The following is a 19,985-nucleotide window of genomic DNA, read 5'->3' on the forward strand; positions in this document are numbered from 1 at the left end:
GAGCCATGAACGTGATCATCCTGTACGGCACCGAATCCGGAAATGCCGAGATGGTGGCCGACGACGTCGCAGAATTCCTAGGCGGCAACGACTTCGACGCGACCGTGACCGCCATGGACGACTTCGACGTCACCGGATTCGACGACCTGACCGCCGGTGACACGCGCCTGCTGCTCATCACCTCGACCTACGGCGAGGGCGGTCTGCCCGCTACCGCGGAACCGCTGCACTCCGAACTCTCCGGTTTCCGCCCGGACCTGACCGGGATCGAGTTCCTGGCCTTCGGTCTCGGGGACAGCACTTACGAGACCTACAACAACGCCGTCGACGTGCTCTCGGCAACCTTCACCGATCTCGGCGCCCGACTTGTCGGGGAGATCGGGCGCCACGATGCCGCGTCGGGTGAGGACCCCTCGGAGATCGCCACCGACTGGGCGCGTGTAGCACTGGTCGAATCTGCCGCTCTCGCAGTCTGATCCACTGATCGCGCGCGAATGCCTTGCGCCAACGACCGCCCACCAAACGCGACTCCGGTCGCTTCCCGACGAAGGAGCTCAACCATGACCGTCACGATCGAACCGGCCGCCTCGTTCGACGATCCCGCTCTGCCCCCGGAGTCCGAGCTGCTGCCGTGGGACGACCAGGAGTTCCGGGACAACCCGTACCCCTGGTACGAGAAGGTGCGTGCGGAGAGCCCGGTCTATCAGGTCTCCGACGGGACGTACCTCGTCTTCCGGCACGCCGACATCGTGCGGTGGGGCAAGGACCCGTGCATGAGCGTCGCAGACCCCGACATGGGTGCCTGGGAGGCCTTTGCCTACACGATGCTATTCAAGGATCCGCCGGAGCACACCGCGCTCCGTCGTCGTACGGCCAAGTGGTTCACCCCGAAGCTCATCAAGCGGTGGGCTGAGCACACCGCCGACGTCGTGCGCGAGACGCTCGACGCGGCGACTCCGGGTGAGGTCATCGAGGCGCACCTCGAACTGGCCGTGAAGCCGACGCACGTCACGATGTGCCGCATCCTGGGTTTTCCGGAGCATGATGTGAAGCCGGTTCCGGAATCGATGATCACGGCCATGGATGCTCTTGTCGCCGAACCGCATCCGGACTCCGATGCCGCTGCCGCGCAGGCGTTCGCCTACCTCGAGGGTCGGGTGCGTGAGATGATCGCCGAGAAGCGACGCAACCCCGGCACCGGACTTGCCGACGAACTCATCGCCGCCCAGGATCGGGGTGAGCTCACCGAGCTGAACGTGCTTCAGACCCTCATGCTGCTATTCGGTTCCGGCGGGCACAACCCCGGATTCACCGGAGCCATCGGCCTCGAGTTCTTCGCCCAGCGGCCCGACATCCTCGAGACCTACCGCAACCAGCCCGAGGAGCGGTCGATGATCATCGAGGAGCTCATCCGACTCAACCCGGCCGAGATGTCGTTCCCGCGCATCACGACCGCCGACATCGAGATCAGCGGCGTGCAGATTTCGGCCGGCAGCACGATCCGCTTCATGATCGGTTCGGCCAACCGCGATCCCGAGGTGTTCGAGCGCCCTGACGAGTTCGACCACACCCGTCCGCTCGCGGCGAAACACCTCTCGTTCAGCATCGGACCGCATGCCTGTGCCGGACAACTTCTTTCGCGGGTGGAACTCGAGACGATGTTCACCACCGTCGCCGAGCGGTGCGAGCGCATCGAACTCGCCGGTGAGCCGGTCACCTACCACACCGACCGCGGGCGCAACTACCGCTCGCTGCCGATTCGCCTGCACTGAACCGAGAGAGCCTGACATGACGAAAACCGTTGCAGGACAGAATACTCGACACGCCGAAGTCGCCATCGTCGGTGCAGGTCCGTCGGGTTGCTATACCGCCATCGCGTTGCGGCGGCTGATGCCCGACGCGGCGATCACCGTCTTCGACCGGCGCATGACACCGTTCGGCCTGCTCCGCTACGGCGTTGCCGCCGACCATCAGGGCATGAAGAACGTCGCCCGGCAGTTCGACCGGGTCTTCGCTTCGCCGGGTGTGCGGTTCGTCGGCAACACCGGCATCGGTCGTGACCTGTCCCTGACCGACCTCCATGCCGCCTTCGACGCGGTCGTCGTCGCTACCGGGTTGCCGAACGATCGGCCCATCGGGATAGCGGTCCACCCTGACGCCAGGGTCCTGGGTGCGGGGGAGTTGCTGCGCTTCATCAACGCCGATCCGGACAGCGTCCTTCGCGGCGCCGACGCCGATTCGTGCAGGCCGCTGGGCGAATCGGTGGTCGTCGTCGGCGCGGGCAACGTCGCGATGGACGTCGCTCGACTCCTGTCCAAGACGGCGGAGGACCTTGTCGGTAGCGATGTCGACGACGAGGCCCGAGCCGCGCTCGAAGCGGAGAACCTCCGGCGCATCGACATCGTCGCGCGCGGTCCTCGCGATCGGGTGCGGTGGGACGCCGCCATGCTCCGCGAACTCTGCGAGCTGCCGGGCGTGGGTGTGTCGATCGACGGTGAGCAGGTGGCGGGTGATGGTGAACCGCGGGTGGCCGTGAACGTCCACTTCGCGGTCGATACCCGCGCGGTGGATCACCGCGACGGCCGGGCGGTCCTGGCGGGGACACATTCTGCGTCGAACACCGAGGTCGAGTTCGTCGCGGACACCGTGATCACCGCGATCGGGTTCGTGGCGGAGAGCGACGCTCCTGTCGACCCGGTGATCAGCACGCAGATCTTCCGGGTCGGAGGTGCGCAGAGCGGAGTGCTCGGGAACCTGGCCCAGAATCGAGCTGCCGCGAAGAACGCTGCCGCACAGGTTGCAGATGCGCTTTCCGTCAGGTGCATCAGCAAGCCGGGCCTGGCCGGCGTCGAGCACCTCCTGCCTGCGAGGGTCGTCGACTTTGCCGACTGGCGGATCATCGACGATGCTGAGGTCGCACGTGCCCGGCCCGGGCGGTGCCGGACCAAGTTCAACTCCCGAGAGGAGATGATCGACGTGGTTCGGTCCAGCGACGGGGTACTTGTCTAACTCAGTTCGTTCATTTTCCCCATTGGGCGGCCCCTTTCTGATTACGATCACTCGTGAGCTGCGGCCGACGCCGCCCGATTCCGCGTGAGCGCGTTCGCAGCGATCGTCGAATCGGTGAGGGGTCAGCGACAATGTCCGACGCAGTTCTCGTGGAGCGCCGGGGGCGCATCCTCGTCATCACGATCAACCGGCCGCAGGCGCGGAACGCCATCAATTACGAGGTGAGTCAGTCGCTCGCCGACGCGATGGACGAACTCGACGACAGTCCGGAGCTGTCGGTCGCCATTCTGACCGGTGCGGGTGGGAACTTCTGTGCCGGAATGGATCTCAAGGCCTTCGCGGCGGGCGAGTCGGTGGCCATCGAAGGGCGCGGGCTGGGCTTCACGCAGAAGCCGCCGGCCAAGCCGGTCATCGCGGCCGTCGAGGGGTTCGCGCTCGCCGGCGGAACCGAACTCGTTCTCGCCACCGACCTCGTCGTCGCGTCGAAGTCGGCGAAGTTCGGCATTCCGGAGGTCAAGCGCGGCCTCGTCGCGGGCGCCGGCGGACTTCTGCGCCTGCCCAGGAAGATTCCCTATCAGAAGGCCCTCGAGCTGGCGCTCACCGGCGACAACTTCACCGCCGAGCAGGCCGCGGACTGGGGCTTCGTGAACGTCCTCACCGATGAGGGCGGTGCGCTCGACGGTGCTCTCGCCCTTGCCGAGCGCATCACCGAGAACGGCCCGCTGGCCGTCGCCGTCACCAAGCGGATCATCGCCGAGTCGGAATCGTGGAGCGACGACGAGAAGTGGGACCGTCAGGGCGAATTGCTGGCGCCGGTCTTCACCTCGAAGGACGCGATCGAGGGTGCCCGCGCGTTCGCGGAGAAGCGCAAGCCCGAATGGACCGGCGCCTGAGGGTCGTCCGCAGTCAGGGCCCGCTGTCAATCTGACCATGAGATCGATGTGAGGAGAACAGATGTCGTTTGAGGGTGAAGTCGTACTGGTGACGGGCGGTGCCGGTGGACTCGGCGCGGCGACGGTGCGGCGCCTGCACGCCGCCGGTGCGTCGGTCGTGATCGCCGACCTGGCCGACCGGCCGGCGAAGGAACTCGCGGAAGAACTGGGCGAGCGGGCGGTCTACGCGCGCACCGACGTGCTCGACGACGATTCGGTGGACGCCGCGCTCGAGCAGGCGAGCGAACTCGGTGTCCTGCGTTATGCGGTCATCGCACACGGCGGTTTCGGTGTGGCACAGCGGATCGTCAATCGCGACGGATCGCCCGCAGAGATGAAGGGGTTCGTCAAGACCCTCAATCTGTATCTCACCGGAACCTACAACGTCCTGCGTCTCACCGCGGCGAAGCTCGCGGCCGGTGAGCCCAAGGAGTCCGGTGAGCGCGGTGCGATCGTGATGACCAGTTCGATCGCCGGTTACGAGGGTCAGATCGGGCAGACCGCCTACGCCGCCGCCAAGGCCGGCGTCATGGGTCTCACCCTGTCGGGCGCGCGCGATCTCGGCTCGGTTGCGGTGCGCCTGAACACCATCGCTCCCGGAACGATGCGCACGCCGATCATGGAATCGATGGGGGAGGAGGCGCTCACCAAGTTCGCCGCGGGTGTGCCCTACCCCAAGCGACTCGGTCTCCCCGACGAATTCGCGGCGCTGGCGCAGCATCTGCTGGAGAACGGCTACATCAACGGGGAGATCGTGCGCCTAGACGGGGCGCAGCGGTTCCAGCCGCGCTGATCACAAACGCCTAACGACGACCGTCTCGGCTTGGGACGTCCCGCCGATCTCGGTTACCTTTGTTACGTCTGAGAACATTGTTAACAAAAGGGGCTACTGGTGCGTTCCTCGTGGAAGAGGCGACTGAGTGTCGTCGCGTGTGCCGTCGCGGTGGCGGCGACCGGATGGGCACCGGCGGCGCTTGCCGCACCGGCGCCCGACCCGAATCGCGCCCGGATCGACACCGTCATCCACGATTCGGCCCACCAGACGACGCTGATCGTCTACTCGGCTGCGATGCGCCGACTGGTCCCGGTGAACGTTCTGCGCCCCAACAACCAGACCAAGCCGCGTCCGACGCTCTACCTCCTCAACGGGGCCGGTGGCGGCGAGGACTCGGCGACCTGGGCGGCGAAGACGCAGTACGCGAAGTTCTTCCGCGACAAGCAGGTCAATGTGGTGACGCCCATCGGCGGTGCGTTCTCGTACTACACGGACTGGCAGCGTGACGACCCGGTCCTCGGCCGCAACAAATGGACGACGTTCCTGACCCGAGAACTTCCCCCGTTGGTGGACAAGGAATTCAACACCACGAGGAAGAACGCGATCGCCGGGATCTCGATGGCCGGTACATCGGTGCTGAACCTCGCCATCGCCGCACCCAGGCTCTACAAGTCGGTCGCCGCCTACAGCGGTTGCGCCCGCACCAGTGACCCGCTGGGGCAGACGTACATTCGGATGGTCGTCGCCGACCGCGGCATGGGCAACGTCGACAACATGTGGGGCCCGATCGGTTCGGCGGGATGGCGCAAGAACGACCCGTACGTCAATGCCGCGAAGTTGCGCGGAACCAAGGTCTACATGACCAGTGGCACCGGACTTCCCGGGTGGTACGACCGTCTCGAGGCCCCGCTGGTCGCCGGGGATCCCTTCACGCTTGCCAGCCAGGTGGTCGTCGGTGGGGTCATCGAAGCCGCGGTCAACGAGTGCACCAAGCAGATGGCGCAGCGCATGCGCGCGCTGAAGGTCCCGCACAAGGTTCTGTTCCGTCCCGACGGCACGCATTCCTGGGGTTACTGGGAGCGCGACCTCAAGACCACCTGGCCGATGATCGCCAACGACCTGAAGTGAGCGAACCCGATCGACTGTGGGCCGATGACCTCGAGGCCGGACAGGTCTTCCGGTTCGGCACGCACCACGTGACCGAAGAAGAACTGCTCGACTTCGCGCGGACCTGGGACCCACAGGACTTCCACACGGACAAGGCCGCGGCCGAGGCCGGCGCCTACGGCGGGCTCATCGCGAGCGGACTGCACACGATGTCGATCTACCAGAAGCTCGCCGTCACCTCGGTCCTGTATCGCTGGAAGGTCATCGCGGGCAAGCGTCTTGCCGATGTCGTCTTCCTGCGGCCGGTGCGTCCCGGCGATACGTTGACGGGTTCGCTGACCATCGACGCCGTCGAATTCGACGACCGCGACCGGGCGCTCGTCACGTCCACCTCGGAACTCGTCAATGTGGCCGGCAAGCCGGTGATGCGGACCGTCGTCGAGGCATATGTGCATGCCCGGCCGAAAGCCGCACCCTGAGAGGTCCGTGTCGGGCTCAGCTCAGTTGGCGCGGTCCTTGAGCAGCAGCCGGACCGTGAGCTCGAGGCGATTGGTGACGTCGGTGGCCGACGCGCGGCGGGTCAGCCACTGCACGAGGTTCGACATCCACACATCCGAGAGCACGCGGGCGATCGCGAGATCCTCTTCCGTGGGCTCGCCCACGCCGACGATGGCGCCGGCGAGGAGCCGGTCGATGATGCCGGCGACCTGATCGACCTCGGCGGTCGCCGACGCGTCGGCGAACATGAAGGCGCGGGTCATCGCCTCGGTGAGCAGTGGGTCGCGCTGCATCGCGAAGGTGATCATGTCCAGGACGTGGCGCAGACGGTCGATTGCGGTGTCGCCCCGCAGCTGTGAGCGATCGACCTTCGATTCGACGCGTTCGAACTCGCGCGCCAGTGCGGTGACCAGCAGGTGGACCTTGGACGGGAAGTAGCGGTAGAGCGTGCCGACCGCGACGTCGGCCTTGTCGGCGACGGTGCGCATCTGGACGGCGTCGTAACCGCCCTTGGAGGCAAGTGCGAGCGTCGCGTCGAGGATGCGGCGGCGGCGTTCGCGCTGCGCGGTGGAACCGGCTTCGGGCGACGCGGCAGGGGTTGCGGCCCCCGCTGGGGCGTCGACCGCGGCGTTGCCTGGTGCAGAGCGGGCCATGTGTGTACGGACATCCTCACGTGATCGGCGACCGGGGAGGCGGGGGATTCACGGGTGGCTACCCGATCACCTCCACCCATGGCATATTAGAACAGGTTCTAATTATTCCTCACAACTCGACATACAGAGGATCACTCGTGACTATCGCCACGTCTCCCGAACAACAAGCCGTATGCCACAGTATCGAGTCCTGGGCGCGCGCCGCGAAGGTGACCGAACTCGTCCGTTCCGACCTCGACAAGCCGCGCGACCAGTGGACACGGCTGTTCGGTCAGCTCGCGGAGTTCGGTGTGTTCGCGGCCGCGGTGCCGGAGGCGTCCGGTGGCCTCGGGGCGGGATTCGTCGACGTCGCGGCGATGGTCGAGCAGTGTGGCATCGAATTGGTCCCGGGGCCCGTCGTCCCGACGGTGACCGCTGCTCTCGCGCTCGCCACCAGCGCCGATGCCCGGGCGCAGGCGCTCCTCGACCAGGTTCTCGAAGGTGCGGTACCCGTCGTGACGCCGGTCGCGAGCCACGCCGGCGGGGCGGCCGCACCGCTGTCCGACGCCCTCGACCTCGGGCTCGTCGGCGGCTACTCCGAGGGTGTCGCGGTCCTCGCGGCGCTCGACGTCCCCGGTCGCGACGGTCGCTGGTGGATCCTCCCGCCGAACGTCGGCAGCGCCGACATCGCGCCGGAGGCCCCGCTCGACGGCACCACCTCGGTGGCCCGCGTGCGGCTGACCGGTGTCACCGCCGACGATCTCGTCGAACTGCCCGATGCGCCCCTCGTCGAGGGACTGCTGTCGGCGACCCTTGCTGCGTATCAGAGCGGCGTCACCCGCTGGACCCTCGACACCGCGGTCGACTACGCCAAGGTCCGCACACAGTTCGGTGCGCCGATCGGATCGTTCCAGGCGATCAAGCACATCTGTGCCGAGATGCTCTGCCGCAGCGAAGAGGTCACGGCCGTCGCATGGGACGTGGCCGGTGCGGTCGACGAGGTGCTCAACGCCTCCTCCGACGAACTCGCCTCTGCGCGAGAACAACTCGAGATCAGCCGGCTCGCCGCCGACGTCGTGGTGGCCCAGGCGCCGGCTGCCACGGCCAAGGACTGCATCCAGGTGCTCGGCGGGATCGGGTTCACCTTCGAACACGACGCGCATCTCTACCTGCGGTCCGCACTCGCCGCGCAGGCGGCTCTGGACCACGCGCACGATGCCGCCACCGCGCTCGCCGACCGCGGGCTCGCCGGTGCACGCCGGCGCTTCGCCCTCGACCTGTCGCAGGTCGAGGACAAGCGGAACGAGGTCCGCGAGACGGTCGCACGCATCGCGGCGGCCGACGCCGACGACCAGCGGCGCGTCCTCGCCGAGACCGGTTACCTCACCCCGCACTGGCCGGCGCCGTACGGACTCGGTGCCGATGCGGCCCTGCAGTTGCTCATCGACACCGAACTCGACGCGGCCGGCGTCGTCCGGCCCGACCTCGTCATCGGCGCCTGGGCGATTCCGACGATCCTGTCCCACGGCACCGACGCGCAGCGCGAACGCTTCGTCGCCCCGACCCTCGCCGGCGAGATCGTCTGGTGCCAGCTGTTCAGCGAACCGGAGGCCGGTTCCGACCTCGCCGCGCTGCGTACCAAGGCGGAGCGCGTCGACGGCGGCTGGAAGCTGTCCGGTCAGAAGATCTGGACCTCGCAGGCGCACAACGCGCAGTGGGCCATCTGTCTGGCGCGCACCGACGCCGAGGCCCCCAAGAACAAGGGGATCACCTACTTCCTCGTCGACATGTCCTCGCCGGGCATCGACATCCGGCCGCTCCGCGAGCTGACCGGTCGCGCCAACTTCAACGAGGTCTTCCTCGACGACGTCGTCGTGCCCGACGACTGCGTGGTCGGCGAGGTGAACAACGGCTGGCGGTTGGCCCGCACGACCCTCGCGAACGAACGCGTGGCGATGGGCGGGTCCGGGCTCGGCAAGGAGATGGAGTCGCTGCTGCGTCAGGTGCAGGGCATGACGCGCGACCTCTCCGACGCCGAACGGGTGGCACTCGGCAGCCAGTTCGCCGACGCACATGTCGGTCGGGTCCTCGACGCCCGTGCCGCCACCCAGCAGCTCGCCGGACTCGACCCGGGTGCGCTGTCCAGCGTCCGCAAATTGATCGGTGTGCAGCACCGCCAGTCGGTGCCCGATCTCGCCCTGCGGCTCCTCGGCGTGCAGGGCCTGGCGGCCACCGATGCGTCCGACGCGGTGCTGCAGAACCGCTGTCTGTCGATCGCCGGTGGAACGACCCAGATCCTCAAGACCGCGGCGGCGGAACGCATTCTCGGTTTGCCGCGCGGCTGACCGGTCCAGGCTGCGCGAAACCGCAGATAAAGCCGGATCTCTACCCCCGGATGCGCCGACTCTGATACAACTAGAACAAGTTCTAGTTCTGTAGTTCGCGCACGGTGAGGAGACGCAGGGTGGACTTTGCCCTGGACGGCACGGCGATCGCGGTTCGCGACGTCGCGGAGGACGTGTTCGCACGACGACAACCCGACTGGGAGTCGACCTTCGGCAGGCGGGATTCCGGCGAGTCGGGAGCAGGTGAGGCGGGAGCAGGTGATCAGGTCGGCGGCTTCGATGCCGAGACCTGGCAGGCGCTCGTCGACGCCGGGTTGCTCGCGTTGCCGTTACCGGCCGACCACGACGGTGACGAGGTCGACGAGGCGGGACTGCTGCCGCTGTTCCGCCGGATGGGGCGCGCCGCCGCGGTGACCCCGGCGCTCGGCACCCTGACCGCCGCGCTCGTCCTCGCCCGGGCTGCCGGCGACGGTGGGGACGTGTGGTCGCGCTGGGCCGAGTCCCTGACCGCCGGACGCTGGGCTGCCATCGCGATCGGCGAACACGGCGACCCGCTGACACCGACGCCCCAGACGAGCGTCCGGGGCGGGCGACTCAACGGCACCAAGGTCGGGGTCCTGCACGCCGAGGGTGCCTCGGTCCTCCTCGTCACGTCCGACGCCGGCGTCGTGGCCGTGCCCCCGACGGCCGACGGTGTCACTCTCACCCGTACCCCGTCATCTAGCGGGTGGGGCGAGTACACGATCAGCTTCGACGACGTCGCCGTCGACGATGCCGATGTCATCAGTCGTGAGTTGGCGGTCCTGCGCGATCGCTATCGGCTCGCGCTGTGCGCCTACGCCGACGGTCTGGTCGCTGGGGCCACCCGGCTCACCGCCGACCACGTCTCGACGCGCGAACAGTTCGGCAAGCCGATCGCGCTGTTCCAGGCCGTCGGTCAGCAGCTCGCCGACATCTACGTCGTCGGTCGGTCGATGGAGCTGTCGACCACCGCCGCTGCCTGGCGTCTCTCCGAAGGCCTGGACGCCGCAACCGATCTCGGCGTCGCCGCCTACTGGCTCGCCGAGGAGATCCCGCCGACCCTGCGGACGATGACCCATCTGCACGGCGGTATCGGCGTGGACATCACCTATCCGCTGCACCGGTACTTCTCCGTCGCCAAGGACCTCGCCCGCCTGGTGGGTGGGGCCGCGGTGCGGCTCGACGAACTCGCCGACATCACCGAGGGCGCTGCCCCGGCCGACCGAGCACAGGGGTGAGCATGTTCATCGATCTGACGCCCGAGCAGCGCGCGCTGCGCGAGGAACTCCGGGAGTATTTCGCCGACCTGGTGACCCCGGAAGAAGCGAAGGTCATGCTGACCGAGCGGCACGGACCCACATACCGCAAGGTCATCAAGCGGATGGGCGACGACGGCTGGCTCGGTGTGGGTTGGCCGAAGGAGTTCGGCGGCAAGGGCTTCGGGGAGATCGAACAGCAGATCTTCACCAACGAGGCCGTCCGCGCCGACGTCCCGCTGCCGTCGGTCACCCTGCAGACCGTCGGCCCGACCCTGCAGGTCCACGGCACCGAGGAGCAGAAGCGCAAGTTCCTGCCCGCGATCCTGGCCGGCGATGTGCACTTCGCCATCGGCTACACCGAACCCGAGGCAGGCACCGACCTGGCGTCGCTGAGCACCACCGCCGTGCTCGACGGCGACCACTATATGGTCAACGGCCAGAAGATCTTCACCACCGGTGGCCACGACGCCGACTACATCTGGCTGGCCGTGCGCACCGACAAGGACGCGCCCAAGCACAAGGGCATCTCGATCCTCATCGTGGACACCACGGATCCCGGATTCAGCTGGACGCCGATCATCACCGCCGACGGCGCCCACCACGTGAATGCCACGTACTACCAGGACGTGAAGGTCCCGGTGTCGATGCGCGTGGGTGAGGAGGGCGACGGCTGGAAGCTGATCACCACGCAGCTCAACCACGAACGCGTCATGCTCGGACCGGCCGGGCGCATCGACGGCCTGGCGGCTCGACTCCGCGCCTGGACTCAGCGTCCGGGTCCCGACGGCACCGTGATCGCGAAGCATCCCGACGTGCGGCGTGCCCTGGCCACCATCGACGCCTACGGCCGGATCAACGAACTGCTCAACTGGCAGGTCGCCTCCACCGGTGAGGCGATCTCCATGGCCGACGCCGCCGCGACGAAGGTGTTCTCCACCGAACGCATCCAGTCGGTGTGCCGGATGGCCAACGAGATCATCGGCCGCTACGGCGATTTCACCGATCCCGAGACCGCCGCCCTGGTGGACTGGCTCGACGTCCAGCAGAAGCGTCACGTCGTCATCACCTTCGGCGGCGGGGTCAACGAGGTCATGCGCGACATGATCGCCACCGCCGGTCTCGGACTCCCGAGGGCGAAGCGTTGAGCGCCCCCGAGCTGACCGGGGACGAGGCGATCCGCGCTGCGGCGCAGGGGATCATGGACGACGGTGCGAGCGCACCGGTTCGTGGGCGCGACCCGATCAATCAGCCGATGATCAACAATTGGGTCGAGGCGATGGGCGACGAGAACCCCATCTACGTCGACGACGCCGCGGCGCGTGCTGCGGGGCATCCGGGTGTGGTGGCACCGCCGGCCATGGCCCAGGTGTGGACGATGCGCGGACTACACGGGGTCCGCACCGACGACGATCCGCTGGGTCGCGCGACGCAACTCTTCGACGACGCGGGTTTCACCTCGGTCGTCGCGACCAACTGCGACACCGTCTATCACCGCTACACCCGACCGGGTGAGGAGGTGTCACTCTCGGCCGAGCTCGTCGAGGTCGTCGGTCCCAAGAACACCGCACTCGGGGAGGGCTGGTTCTTCACCACCCGCAACGTGTGGTCGGTGCCGGACGACAACGGTGCCGACGAGATCGTCGCGGAGATGCGCTTCCGCATCCTCAAGTTCCGTCCGGCCGCCAAGGCCGCTGCACCCGAGACTGATTCGTCGGCTCCCGATGACCTCGACGCGGCGAAACTCCTCAAGCCGAGCGTCTCGCGCGACACGGCCTTCTTCTGGGAAGGGGTGTCCGCACACGAACTGCGCATCCAGCGCGACGGCGACGGTGCGCTGCGCCATCCGCCGGTCCCGGCCACCTGGAAGCCGCGGGAGGCCGACGGATCGGTGCCCGAGACCGACTACGTCGTCGCGTCGGGAACCGGAACCGTGTACAGCTACGTGGTGCACCGGGCGCCGAAGGTCCCCGGCCGGCAGTTGCCGTTCGTCGTCGCCCTTGTCGAACTCGACGAGGGTGTCCGGATGCTGGGCGAACTGCGCGGCGTCGCACCGGAGGACGTCGCGATCGGAATGCCGGTGCGGGTGACCTTCCTGGACTTCCCCGCGCGAGACGAGGCGGGAACACCGGCATGGACGCTGTATGCCTGGGAACCGGCGAGCGAAGGGGGAGAAGCGTGACCAGTGTTGCCACGTCGACGGTGAGCGTCGGAACGGCCTTGCCGCCGTTGGTCATCGACGCGACCCCGACCTTCGTCGTCGCGTCTGCCATCGCCACCCGCGACTTCCAGGACGTGCACCACGACCGAGACCTGGCGCAGGCCAAGGGCTCCAAGGACATCTTCGTCAACATCCTGACCGACACCGGCCTGGTCGAACGGTTCGTCACCGACTGGGCCGGTCCCACCGCCCGAATCCGTTCGATCGCATTGAAACTGGGTGTGCCGTGGTACGCCTACGATTCGGTCACCTTCACCGGGGAGGTCACCGAGATCGCGGACGACGGCCTGCTGACGGTCGCCGTCACCGGGACCAATTCGCTCGGCAAGCACGTCATCTCGACCGTGACCCTCACCATCGGTGAAGGCTCCTCGACGACGAATCAACACGCGACGACGCAAGGGGAGGGGCACTGATGGGCGGGCTGTCCGGACAGGCGGCGATCGCCGGCATCGGGGCCACCGAGTTCTCCAAGGACTCCGGCCGGAGCGAGCTGCGGCTCGCGGCCGAGGCGGTGTCGGCGGCGATCGCCGACGCGGGTCTCACACCGGCCGACGTCGACGGTCTCGTCACGTTCACCATGGACACCAACAGCGAGATCTCGGTGGCCCGTGCCGTCGGAATCCCGGAGCTGACCTACTTCTCCCGGATCCATTACGGCGGCGGCGCCGCATGCGCGACCGTCCAGCAGGCCGCGATGGCGGTGGCGACCGGAGTCGCCGACGTCGTCGTCGCCTACCGCGCATTCAACGAACGGTCGGGACTGCGGTTCGGACAGGTGAATTCGGCGGTCGCCAACCAGGAGAACTCCTCCGGTACCGAGAACGCCTTCAGCTATCCGCACGGGTTGTCGACGCCGGCGGCATTCGTCGCGATGATCGCCCAGCGATACATGCACGACTACGGCGCCACCAGTGCGGATTTCGGCCGGATCGCCGTCGTCGACCGCAAACACGCCGCGGTCAATCCCGACGCCTTCTTCTACGAGAAGCCGATCACTCTCGAGGATCATCAGAACTCGCGGTACATCGCCGAGCCGTTGCATCTGCTCGACTGCTGTCAGGAGTCCGATGGCGGTGTCGCACTGGTGATCGTGTCGGCCGAGCGTGCCAAGGATCTGCCGAACCGGCCCGCCGTGATCTCCGCGGCGGCGGCCGGCTCCGCGGCGGACCAGTACATCATGACCAGCTACTACCGCGACGAGCTGGCGTCGTTGCCCGAGATGGGACTCGTCGGACGCCAGCTCTGGTCGCAGTCCGGCCTCGGTCCCGAAGACATGGACATGGCCGTCCTCTACGACCACTTCACGCCGTACACGCTGCTCCAGCTCGAAGAGCTGGGCTTCTGCGGACGCGGTGAGGCCAAGGACCTCGTTCGTGAGCCCGGGGCCCTGGAGGTGGGTGGCCGGCTGCCGCTCAACACCCACGGCGGCCAGCTCGGCGAGGCCTACATCCACGGCATGAACGGCATCGCCGAAGCCGTCCGTCAGCTCCGGGGCACCTCGGTCAATCAGGTCGACGGCGCCGAGAAGGTCGTCGTCACCGCTGGAACCGGCGTCCCCACAAGTGGATTGGTGCTGACCGCATGAGCGCCGATCCGAGCACCGAATCACGACTACTTCCGCAACAAGGAGCGCGCACGATGAAGTTCAACCTCGCCGATGTCTTCGAGACGGTCGCTGACTCGGTGCCCGAGCGGATCGCGCTCAGCTACCAGGGTCGCCAGATCAGCTACGCCGAACTCGACCGGCTCTCCAACCAGGTGGCACACCTGTTCGCGGGCGCCGGGATCGGCGCCTTCGACAACGTGGCCCTGTTCCTCAAGAACAGCGTCGAGCACGTCACCAGCCTGCTCGGTCTGCTGAAGGTCCGCGCCGTGCCGGTCAACATCAACTACCGGTACACCAACGCCGAACTCCAGTACATCTTCGACAACTCCGATTCGCGTGCGATCGTCGTCGAACTCCCCGAGCATCAGCGCAGCGTCGCCGCGCTGCTCACCGAGACACCCACTGTCCGAACGGTGTTTGTGATCGGTGACGTTCTCGAAGAACTGACCGCGGCCGCCGCCGACCTGCCCGACGGCCGCACGGTGGAGATCGTGTCCTTCGCCGACGCGGAGTCCAAGCCGGACAACCGGGACTTCGAACCGCGCAACGGCGAAGAGCTGTACCTGCTCTACACCGGTGGCACCACGGGCTACCCGAAGGGCGTCATGTGGCAGCACGACGACTTCTTCCGCAAGCCGCTCTCCGGTGGTAATCCCTACGGTGATCCCCGCAAGGACCTCGAGGAGATCGGCACCGCGGTCAAGGATTTCCCGTCCATCGCCTTCCTGCTGGCGGCACCGCTCATGCACGGTGCGGCGTCGTACTCGCTGTTCACGTTCTTCACCCTCGGCGGTCGCCTGGTCATCCAGCGCGACTTCGACCCGGCGGCCATCGTCACCGAGGTGGAGAAGGAGAAGGTCAACATCGTCCTCATCGTCGGCGACGCCATGGGCATGCCGCTGGTGGAGGAACTGGAGAAGCGCAAGGACGAGGTGGATCTGTCCTCGATGTTCTCCATCACCTCAGGTGGCGCCATCTGGTCGCAGCACGTGCGCGATCGCATGCTCGCCGTGAAGCCGGATCTGGTGCTGCGCGACAACTTCGGTGCGTCGGAGTCGGGCAACGACGGCGAGATCATGATGGACGACAACGGCAACCTGAAGGTGCCGCCGACCGATCGCATGATGGTCGTCGACGAGCGGCTCAACAAGATCGAGCCGGGGTCGGGCGACGTCGGCTACATCGCGCGCATCGGCAATGTGCCCCTCGGCTACTACAAGGACGAGGAGAAGACCGCGAAGACCTTCCCGACACTGCCGGATGGCACCCGGATCTCGATCCTGGGGGACATGGGAACCGTCGAGGCCGACGGCTCGATCGTCTTCCTGGGTCGCGGCTCGCAGTGCATCAACACCGGTGGCGAGAAGGTCTACGCCGAAGAGGTCGAGGCCACGCTGCACGCGCATCCGGCGATCGCCGACGCGCTCGTGGTCCCGGTTCCCGACGAGAAGTACGGCCAGCGGGTCGCCGCGGTGATCGCGCTGGCGGAGGGTGCCGACGAACCGTCGCTCGAGGCGATCCAGGATCACTGCCGCGAAACCCTCGCCCGCTACAAGGTCCCGCGCACCGTGGTCTTCGTCGACGAGGTGAAGCGCACGCCGGCGGGCAAGGCCGACTACCGCTGGGCCAAGGCGGAGGCGGCCAAGGAGAGCACCCCGGTCTGAACCCGCTTCGCTCGCACCTCAGGGAGCGGGAGGGTCTCAGGTGAGCTGCAGGCTCGCCCACAGCGCGAGCACCGCGACGCCCAGCGTCGCGGGGACGGTGATCGCGCCGAGCCGCAGGTACTCGCGTGAGGTCGGGGCGGCGACGTCACGGTGCATGATCTCTCGCCACAGCAGGTTGGCCAGTGATCCGAAGTAGGCCAGGTTCGGTCCGATGTTCACGCCGAGGAGCATCGCCAGGACCAGGCCGGGATCGTGTGCCACCAGCGGGATCAGCAGCAGCGTCGCCGGGAGGTTGTTGACCAGGTTCGCGAGGACAGCGGCGAGTACGGCGACCGCCAGGATGCCGAGCAGCGTCGCCGACGACGGGATGAGTCCGCCGATCCAGTCGCCGAGCGGGCCGTCGCGTACCGGGAGGATGACGACGCCGAGCGTGGCGACGAACCCCAGGAACGGGATGTTCACCGCGGTGATCGTGGTGCGCAGCGTGGCCACCGGGGAGCGGAACAGCGCGGGCAGCGTGAACAACACGGCGCCCACCCCGGCGACCGCGGCGAGCGGCACTCCGAACGGTTCGGCCACGACGAACGCGACGAGCAGCACGGCCAGCCCCATCAGCAGCACCGTCGGGCGCCGGGACTGCGGTGGGGGTTCGCGGCGTGCAGCTTCGGGTGTGGGACTACGCAACTCGCCGGCGAAGTACCACCGGAAGATCAGGTATTCGACGACGATCGCCGCGACCCACGGGGCCAGCATCACCCCGGTGAAACCGAGGAAGCCGAGACCGGTGGCCGAGAACGCCAGCAGGTTCGTCAGGTTGGAGACCGGTAGCAGGGTCGACGCGGTGTTGGCCAGATGAGCGCTGGAGAACGCGATCGGCGTGACCCGCGCACCGATGTGCCTGGCGGTCGCGACGGCGACCGGCGTCAGCAACACGATCGTCGTATCGAGGCTGAGGATGGCCGTGGTCACCGCCGCGGCGACGAAGACGATGCGCAGCAGACGATGTGGTGAGGATCGACTCCAACCGGCGAGCACTGTCCCGACCCAGGTGAAGACGCCTTCTCGGGCACAGACATCCGCGATCACGAGCATCGCGGCGAGGAAACCGATGGTCGGGGCCATGGTGGTGACCTCGGCGGCCGCGGCGCTGAGGTCCGTCAGGCCGAGCAGGATGAGCAGTGCCGCCACCGGTGCGGCCACCACGACCGCCGGGACACGCTGCGCGCCAAGGGTTGCGATGATCACCACCACGAGGGCCGCGATGCCGGTGAGGCAGCCGGCGATGCTGTCCACGGTGAGCACCGGAGACAGGTTACGCGATCAGTCGCGGGCGAACGTGTCGTCGAGATCGGGACCGCGGTCGCCGGTGCGGTCGATGATGACGGGGCCTTCGACGACGCGGCGTGGCGTCAGCCAGAGCAGGATCGCGGAGCTCACGAGCATGATGCCGCCGAGGATCAGCGACGCCTGCTCGAACGGTTCGTCGAAGGCGGCCTGGCTGCCGTCGGCGATCTTCTGGGCGAGTTCCGCCGACTGCGCGGAGAGCTTGTCGACGACGACCGTGGCCTCGGCGAGGGACCGCTCGATGAGCGTGCCCGCCTGCTCGGCCTGCGCGATGGTGGCCTGCCCGCCTGTGGGATCACCCGCGGCAATCTGCTGTTGTCCGGCCGCGGTGAGCTGTTCGCGGGCGAGATCGGCCGTGGGGCCGATCCTCGACTCGTATCCGGCGGCGACCATGGACCCGGCGATCGCGATGCCGATGGCCGCCCCGATCTCGCGTGCGGTGTCGTTGATCGCCGATCCGACGCCCTGATTGTCGAGCGGGGTGTTCGACATGATGGCGGTGGTGGCCGGCGCCGAGGCGAGACCGATCCCGATCGCGATCACCGCCAGGATCGCGGCCAGCGTCCAATAGTCGTCCGCGCGGATCAGACCCAGCGCCACCAGGCCGGCACCCGACAACAGCGCGCCGCCCGCGATCACGAACTTGAGCGAATCCAGACGCACCGCCAGCCAATTCGACAGCAGTGAGAACACACCGACGCCGGCGACGAACGGCATCAGCGCGACCGCCGACTGCAGCGGCGAGTAACCGAACACCAACTGCAGTAACTGCAGGACCAGGTAGAACATGCCGAACGAGGCCAGGAACTGCACGGCCACCGACAGCGAGCCCGATCCGAATGCCCGGTTGCCGAGCAGGCGCACGTCGAAGAGCGGTGAGGCCGAACGCAGTTCGACGAACACGAAGAGTGCGGCGAGGAGGATGCCGCCGACCAGGCAGATGAGGACGAGAGGATCGGCCCACCCGCGGTGTGGGGCCTCCAGGAGGCCGAACACGACGCCGGCGATCGCCAGGACCGAGCACAGGCTGCCGGGGATGTCGAAGCGTCCGGGATCGGTGTCCTTCGACGTCCCGATCGTGAAGCAGAGGAGAGCGGCCACCACCGACGAGGCGGCGAAGGTGATGAAGATCGAATGCCAGGAGAAGAACTCGAGGAGCACACCGGTCACGAGGAAGCCGGCGATCGCACCGCCGCCGGCGACGGCCGACCAGATGCTGATCCCGACGGCCCGCCGACCGTCGGGCATCCCGGAGGTGATGAGCGACAACGTCGTCGGCATGATCAGTGCGGCCGCCGCTCCGGCGAGGCAGCGCGTGATGATCAGTTGGGTCGGCCCGTCGACCCAGATCGCGGCCAGTGATGCCAACCCGAAGACCACCAGCCCGACGATGAGGACCTCGCGACGACCGAAACGGTCACCGACCGCTCCGGCCGGCAACAGCAACGCGGCGAGGGCGAGTGTGTAACCGTCGATGATCCAGGTCATCTCGGCCGAATCGGCACCGGTGTCGATGGCGATGTCGGGGAGGGCGGTGTTGAGCGCCGCCATGGCGGCGACGACCATGCTCACCGACAGGCAGGAGACGGCCACGAGCCATGCCGAGCGTGCGTCCATCCGGATGTAGTTCGGCAATCTCATGTTCCGCCCCCGATTTCAGTGTCTGGCTCGTAGGATTGCAGGGTTGCCGATTTCCGTGTTGCGGTTTCGTTATCGCGACACGCGTGGGGTGAACCACCGCAACGTGGGTAACTTGTGACACATTTATCACTGCAGTACCTGAGGCTGTAAAGGTCGATGTTGGCCCCGGACAATCGAAAGTGGTGACAGGTCATGGCCTCACCCCACATCGCGTCGAACTCCGTCGCGTCCGCCGCTGCAGTACCCAGTACCGGCGCGACCCCGATCGCTTCCACGAACACCACCGATGTCTCGCCTGCGCGCCTCCACGTCTGGCGTGTGCTGTCGATGCTGGCGGCGCTCATCGGCGTCATCGTGACGCTCGTCGTCATCGCGTCGTCGGCGGTGTGACCGCCGACGACGCGATGACGGGGTGACTACCCGGCGTGCTTCTCGATGGCAGCGCCTACCCGCGGCAGTGCCGCGACCACATGATTCTTGGCCTTCCCGCGCAGTGAGTTGTAGGCCTTCGCCAGTCCAGGCCGGGCCGAATCGGCCTGGCCGTCGGTGACCGCCAGCAGTGCCTCGGCGGCAGGGTCGCCGTGGGCCGAGAGATGATCGCCGAAGGCGACACCGGCCGGCTTCGTATCCCAGAACGGCGCGAGTGCCGTCAGGAAGTCCTCGGCCAGCTGATCCGTGGCGCTGCGCACCACGCCGGGCTTCACCTTCTGCACCGCCGCGTAGGCGGTCTTCACAGCGGCGCCGCTCAGTCCCGACTGGTCGGCCACCTCGGCATCGATGACACCGACCAGGTCGGTCACCAGTGCGCTGCGGTTGTCGGCAAGTAGGGGCGTCAGCGAATCGCTCATGCGGTCTCCTCGTGGATATGCGACGTGGTACACGCGGACCGACTCCCGGTCCGCGTGTAGAGCGTACTGAAGACCGGTGACCG

Annotated in this window: 19 protein-coding genes; 15 read left to right on the plus strand and 4 right to left on the minus strand. The window is 67.5% G+C overall.

Annotated features, from left to right (window positions below):
- The first annotated feature begins 5 nt into the window (after positions 1-5).
- The 7 genes from IHQ52_RS06640 to IHQ52_RS06670 all read left to right on the plus strand — a co-directional run bounded on the left by IHQ52_RS06640 (position 6) and on the right by IHQ52_RS06670 (position 6,302).
- Positions 6-476: a flavodoxin domain-containing protein gene (locus tag IHQ52_RS06640; protein ID WP_096273076.1), complete on the plus strand. Its 471-nt coding sequence runs from the start codon at positions 6-8 to the stop codon at positions 474-476.
- Positions 477-560: 84 nt separating this feature from the next.
- Positions 561-1,772 (plus strand): cytochrome P450, encoded by a 1,212-nt coding sequence (locus IHQ52_RS06645; protein WP_157753362.1) that lies wholly within the window; start codon positions 561-563, stop codon positions 1,770-1,772.
- Between the two features lie 16 nt (positions 1,773-1,788).
- Entirely contained in the window at positions 1,789-3,009 is a 1,221-nt protein-coding gene (locus IHQ52_RS06650) for an FAD-dependent oxidoreductase (protein ID WP_157753363.1), read from the plus strand.
- 131 nt (positions 3,010-3,140) lie between these two features.
- Positions 3,141-3,902, plus strand: a complete 762-nt coding sequence (locus tag IHQ52_RS06655; RefSeq protein WP_096273083.1) for a crotonase/enoyl-CoA hydratase family protein — start codon at positions 3,141-3,143, stop codon at positions 3,900-3,902.
- Positions 3,903-3,963: 61 nt separating this feature from the next.
- On the plus strand, positions 3,964-4,734 hold the full coding sequence (locus IHQ52_RS06660; protein ID WP_096273085.1) for an SDR family NAD(P)-dependent oxidoreductase: 771 nt from the start codon (positions 3,964-3,966) through the stop codon (positions 4,732-4,734).
- A gap of 99 nt (positions 4,735-4,833) precedes the next feature.
- Positions 4,834-5,844 (plus strand): alpha/beta hydrolase, encoded by a 1,011-nt coding sequence (locus IHQ52_RS06665; protein WP_096273087.1) that lies wholly within the window; start codon positions 4,834-4,836, stop codon positions 5,842-5,844.
- The gene (locus tag IHQ52_RS06670) at positions 5,841-6,302 is read left to right on the plus strand and encodes a MaoC/PaaZ C-terminal domain-containing protein (protein ID WP_096273089.1); all 462 of its coding nucleotides are present in this window, start codon (positions 5,841-5,843) and stop codon (positions 6,300-6,302) included. Before IHQ52_RS06665 ends, IHQ52_RS06670 begins: the two co-directional genes overlap by 4 nt.
- A gap of 21 nt (positions 6,303-6,323) precedes the next feature.
- Here IHQ52_RS06670 and kstR read toward each other — a convergent pair whose 3' ends face one another.
- Positions 6,324-6,974 (minus strand): cholesterol catabolism transcriptional regulator KstR, encoded by a 651-nt coding sequence (gene kstR, locus IHQ52_RS06675; protein WP_005194416.1) that lies wholly within the window; start codon positions 6,972-6,974, stop codon positions 6,324-6,326.
- A gap of 137 nt (positions 6,975-7,111) precedes the next feature.
- Between kstR and IHQ52_RS06680 the strand changes: the two genes are divergently transcribed.
- From IHQ52_RS06680 to IHQ52_RS06710, 7 genes are all read left to right on the plus strand, one after another.
- The gene (locus IHQ52_RS06680; RefSeq protein WP_096273091.1) at positions 7,112-9,298 is read left to right on the plus strand and encodes an acyl-CoA dehydrogenase family protein; all 2,187 of its coding nucleotides are present in this window, start codon (positions 7,112-7,114) and stop codon (positions 9,296-9,298) included.
- A 119-nt stretch (positions 9,299-9,417) separates the two neighbouring features.
- Positions 9,418-10,557 carry an acyl-CoA dehydrogenase family protein gene (locus IHQ52_RS06685; RefSeq protein WP_096273093.1) on the plus strand — a complete coding sequence of 380 codons (1,140 nt, stop codon included), beginning with the start codon at positions 9,418-9,420 and terminating at the stop codon, positions 10,555-10,557.
- A 2-nt stretch (positions 10,558-10,559) separates the two neighbouring features.
- Positions 10,560-11,723, plus strand: coding sequence for an acyl-CoA dehydrogenase family protein (locus IHQ52_RS06690; RefSeq protein WP_096273095.1), 1,164 nt, complete (start codon positions 10,560-10,562; stop codon positions 11,721-11,723).
- A complete protein-coding gene (locus IHQ52_RS06695; protein WP_096273097.1) occupies positions 11,720-12,757 on the plus strand; it encodes a bifunctional MaoC family dehydratase N-terminal/OB-fold nucleic acid binding domain-containing protein in 1,038 nt (345 codons plus the stop codon). Before IHQ52_RS06690 ends, IHQ52_RS06695 begins: the two co-directional genes overlap by 4 nt.
- A complete protein-coding gene (locus IHQ52_RS06700) occupies positions 12,754-13,212 on the plus strand; it encodes a MaoC family dehydratase (protein WP_096273099.1) in 459 nt (152 codons plus the stop codon). Before IHQ52_RS06695 ends, IHQ52_RS06700 begins: the two co-directional genes overlap by 4 nt.
- Entirely contained in the window at positions 13,212-14,384 is a 1,173-nt protein-coding gene (locus tag IHQ52_RS06705; protein ID WP_006435764.1) for a lipid-transfer protein, read from the plus strand. Before IHQ52_RS06700 ends, IHQ52_RS06705 begins: the two co-directional genes overlap by 1 nt.
- 53 nt (positions 14,385-14,437) lie before the next feature.
- Entirely contained in the window at positions 14,438-16,069 is a 1,632-nt protein-coding gene (locus tag IHQ52_RS06710) for an acyl-CoA synthetase (protein WP_024500142.1), read from the plus strand.
- Positions 16,070-16,105: 36 nt separating this feature from the next.
- On the opposite strand, the gene IHQ52_RS06715 is transcribed toward IHQ52_RS06710, so the two are convergent.
- Both IHQ52_RS06715 and IHQ52_RS06720 read right to left on the minus strand, forming a co-directional pair.
- Positions 16,106-17,371 (minus strand): ArsB/NhaD family transporter, encoded by a 1,266-nt coding sequence (locus tag IHQ52_RS06715; protein WP_024500141.1) that lies wholly within the window; start codon positions 17,369-17,371, stop codon positions 16,106-16,108.
- A gap of 18 nt (positions 17,372-17,389) precedes the next feature.
- Positions 17,390-19,054 carry an MFS transporter gene (locus tag IHQ52_RS06720; RefSeq protein WP_096273101.1) on the minus strand — a complete coding sequence of 555 codons (1,665 nt, stop codon included), beginning with the start codon at positions 19,052-19,054 and terminating at the stop codon, positions 17,390-17,392.
- Between the two features lie 192 nt (positions 19,055-19,246).
- On the opposite strand from IHQ52_RS06720, the gene IHQ52_RS06725 reads away from it, so the two are divergent.
- Positions 19,247-19,444 carry a hypothetical protein gene (locus IHQ52_RS06725; protein WP_006435759.1) on the plus strand — a complete coding sequence of 66 codons (198 nt, stop codon included), beginning with the start codon at positions 19,247-19,249 and terminating at the stop codon, positions 19,442-19,444.
- Between the two features lie 26 nt (positions 19,445-19,470).
- On the opposite strand, the gene IHQ52_RS06730 is transcribed toward IHQ52_RS06725, so the two are convergent.
- Complete coding sequence (locus IHQ52_RS06730; protein ID WP_238064144.1) at positions 19,471-19,902, minus strand: DUF6918 family protein; 432 nt, start codon at positions 19,900-19,902, stop codon at positions 19,471-19,473.
- Positions 19,903-19,985: the final 83 nt, after the last annotated feature.

It is taken from the genome of Gordonia amicalis (genome assembly GCF_022059885.1).
GTDB lineage: Bacteria > Actinomycetota > Actinomycetes > Mycobacteriales > Mycobacteriaceae > Gordonia > Gordonia amicalis.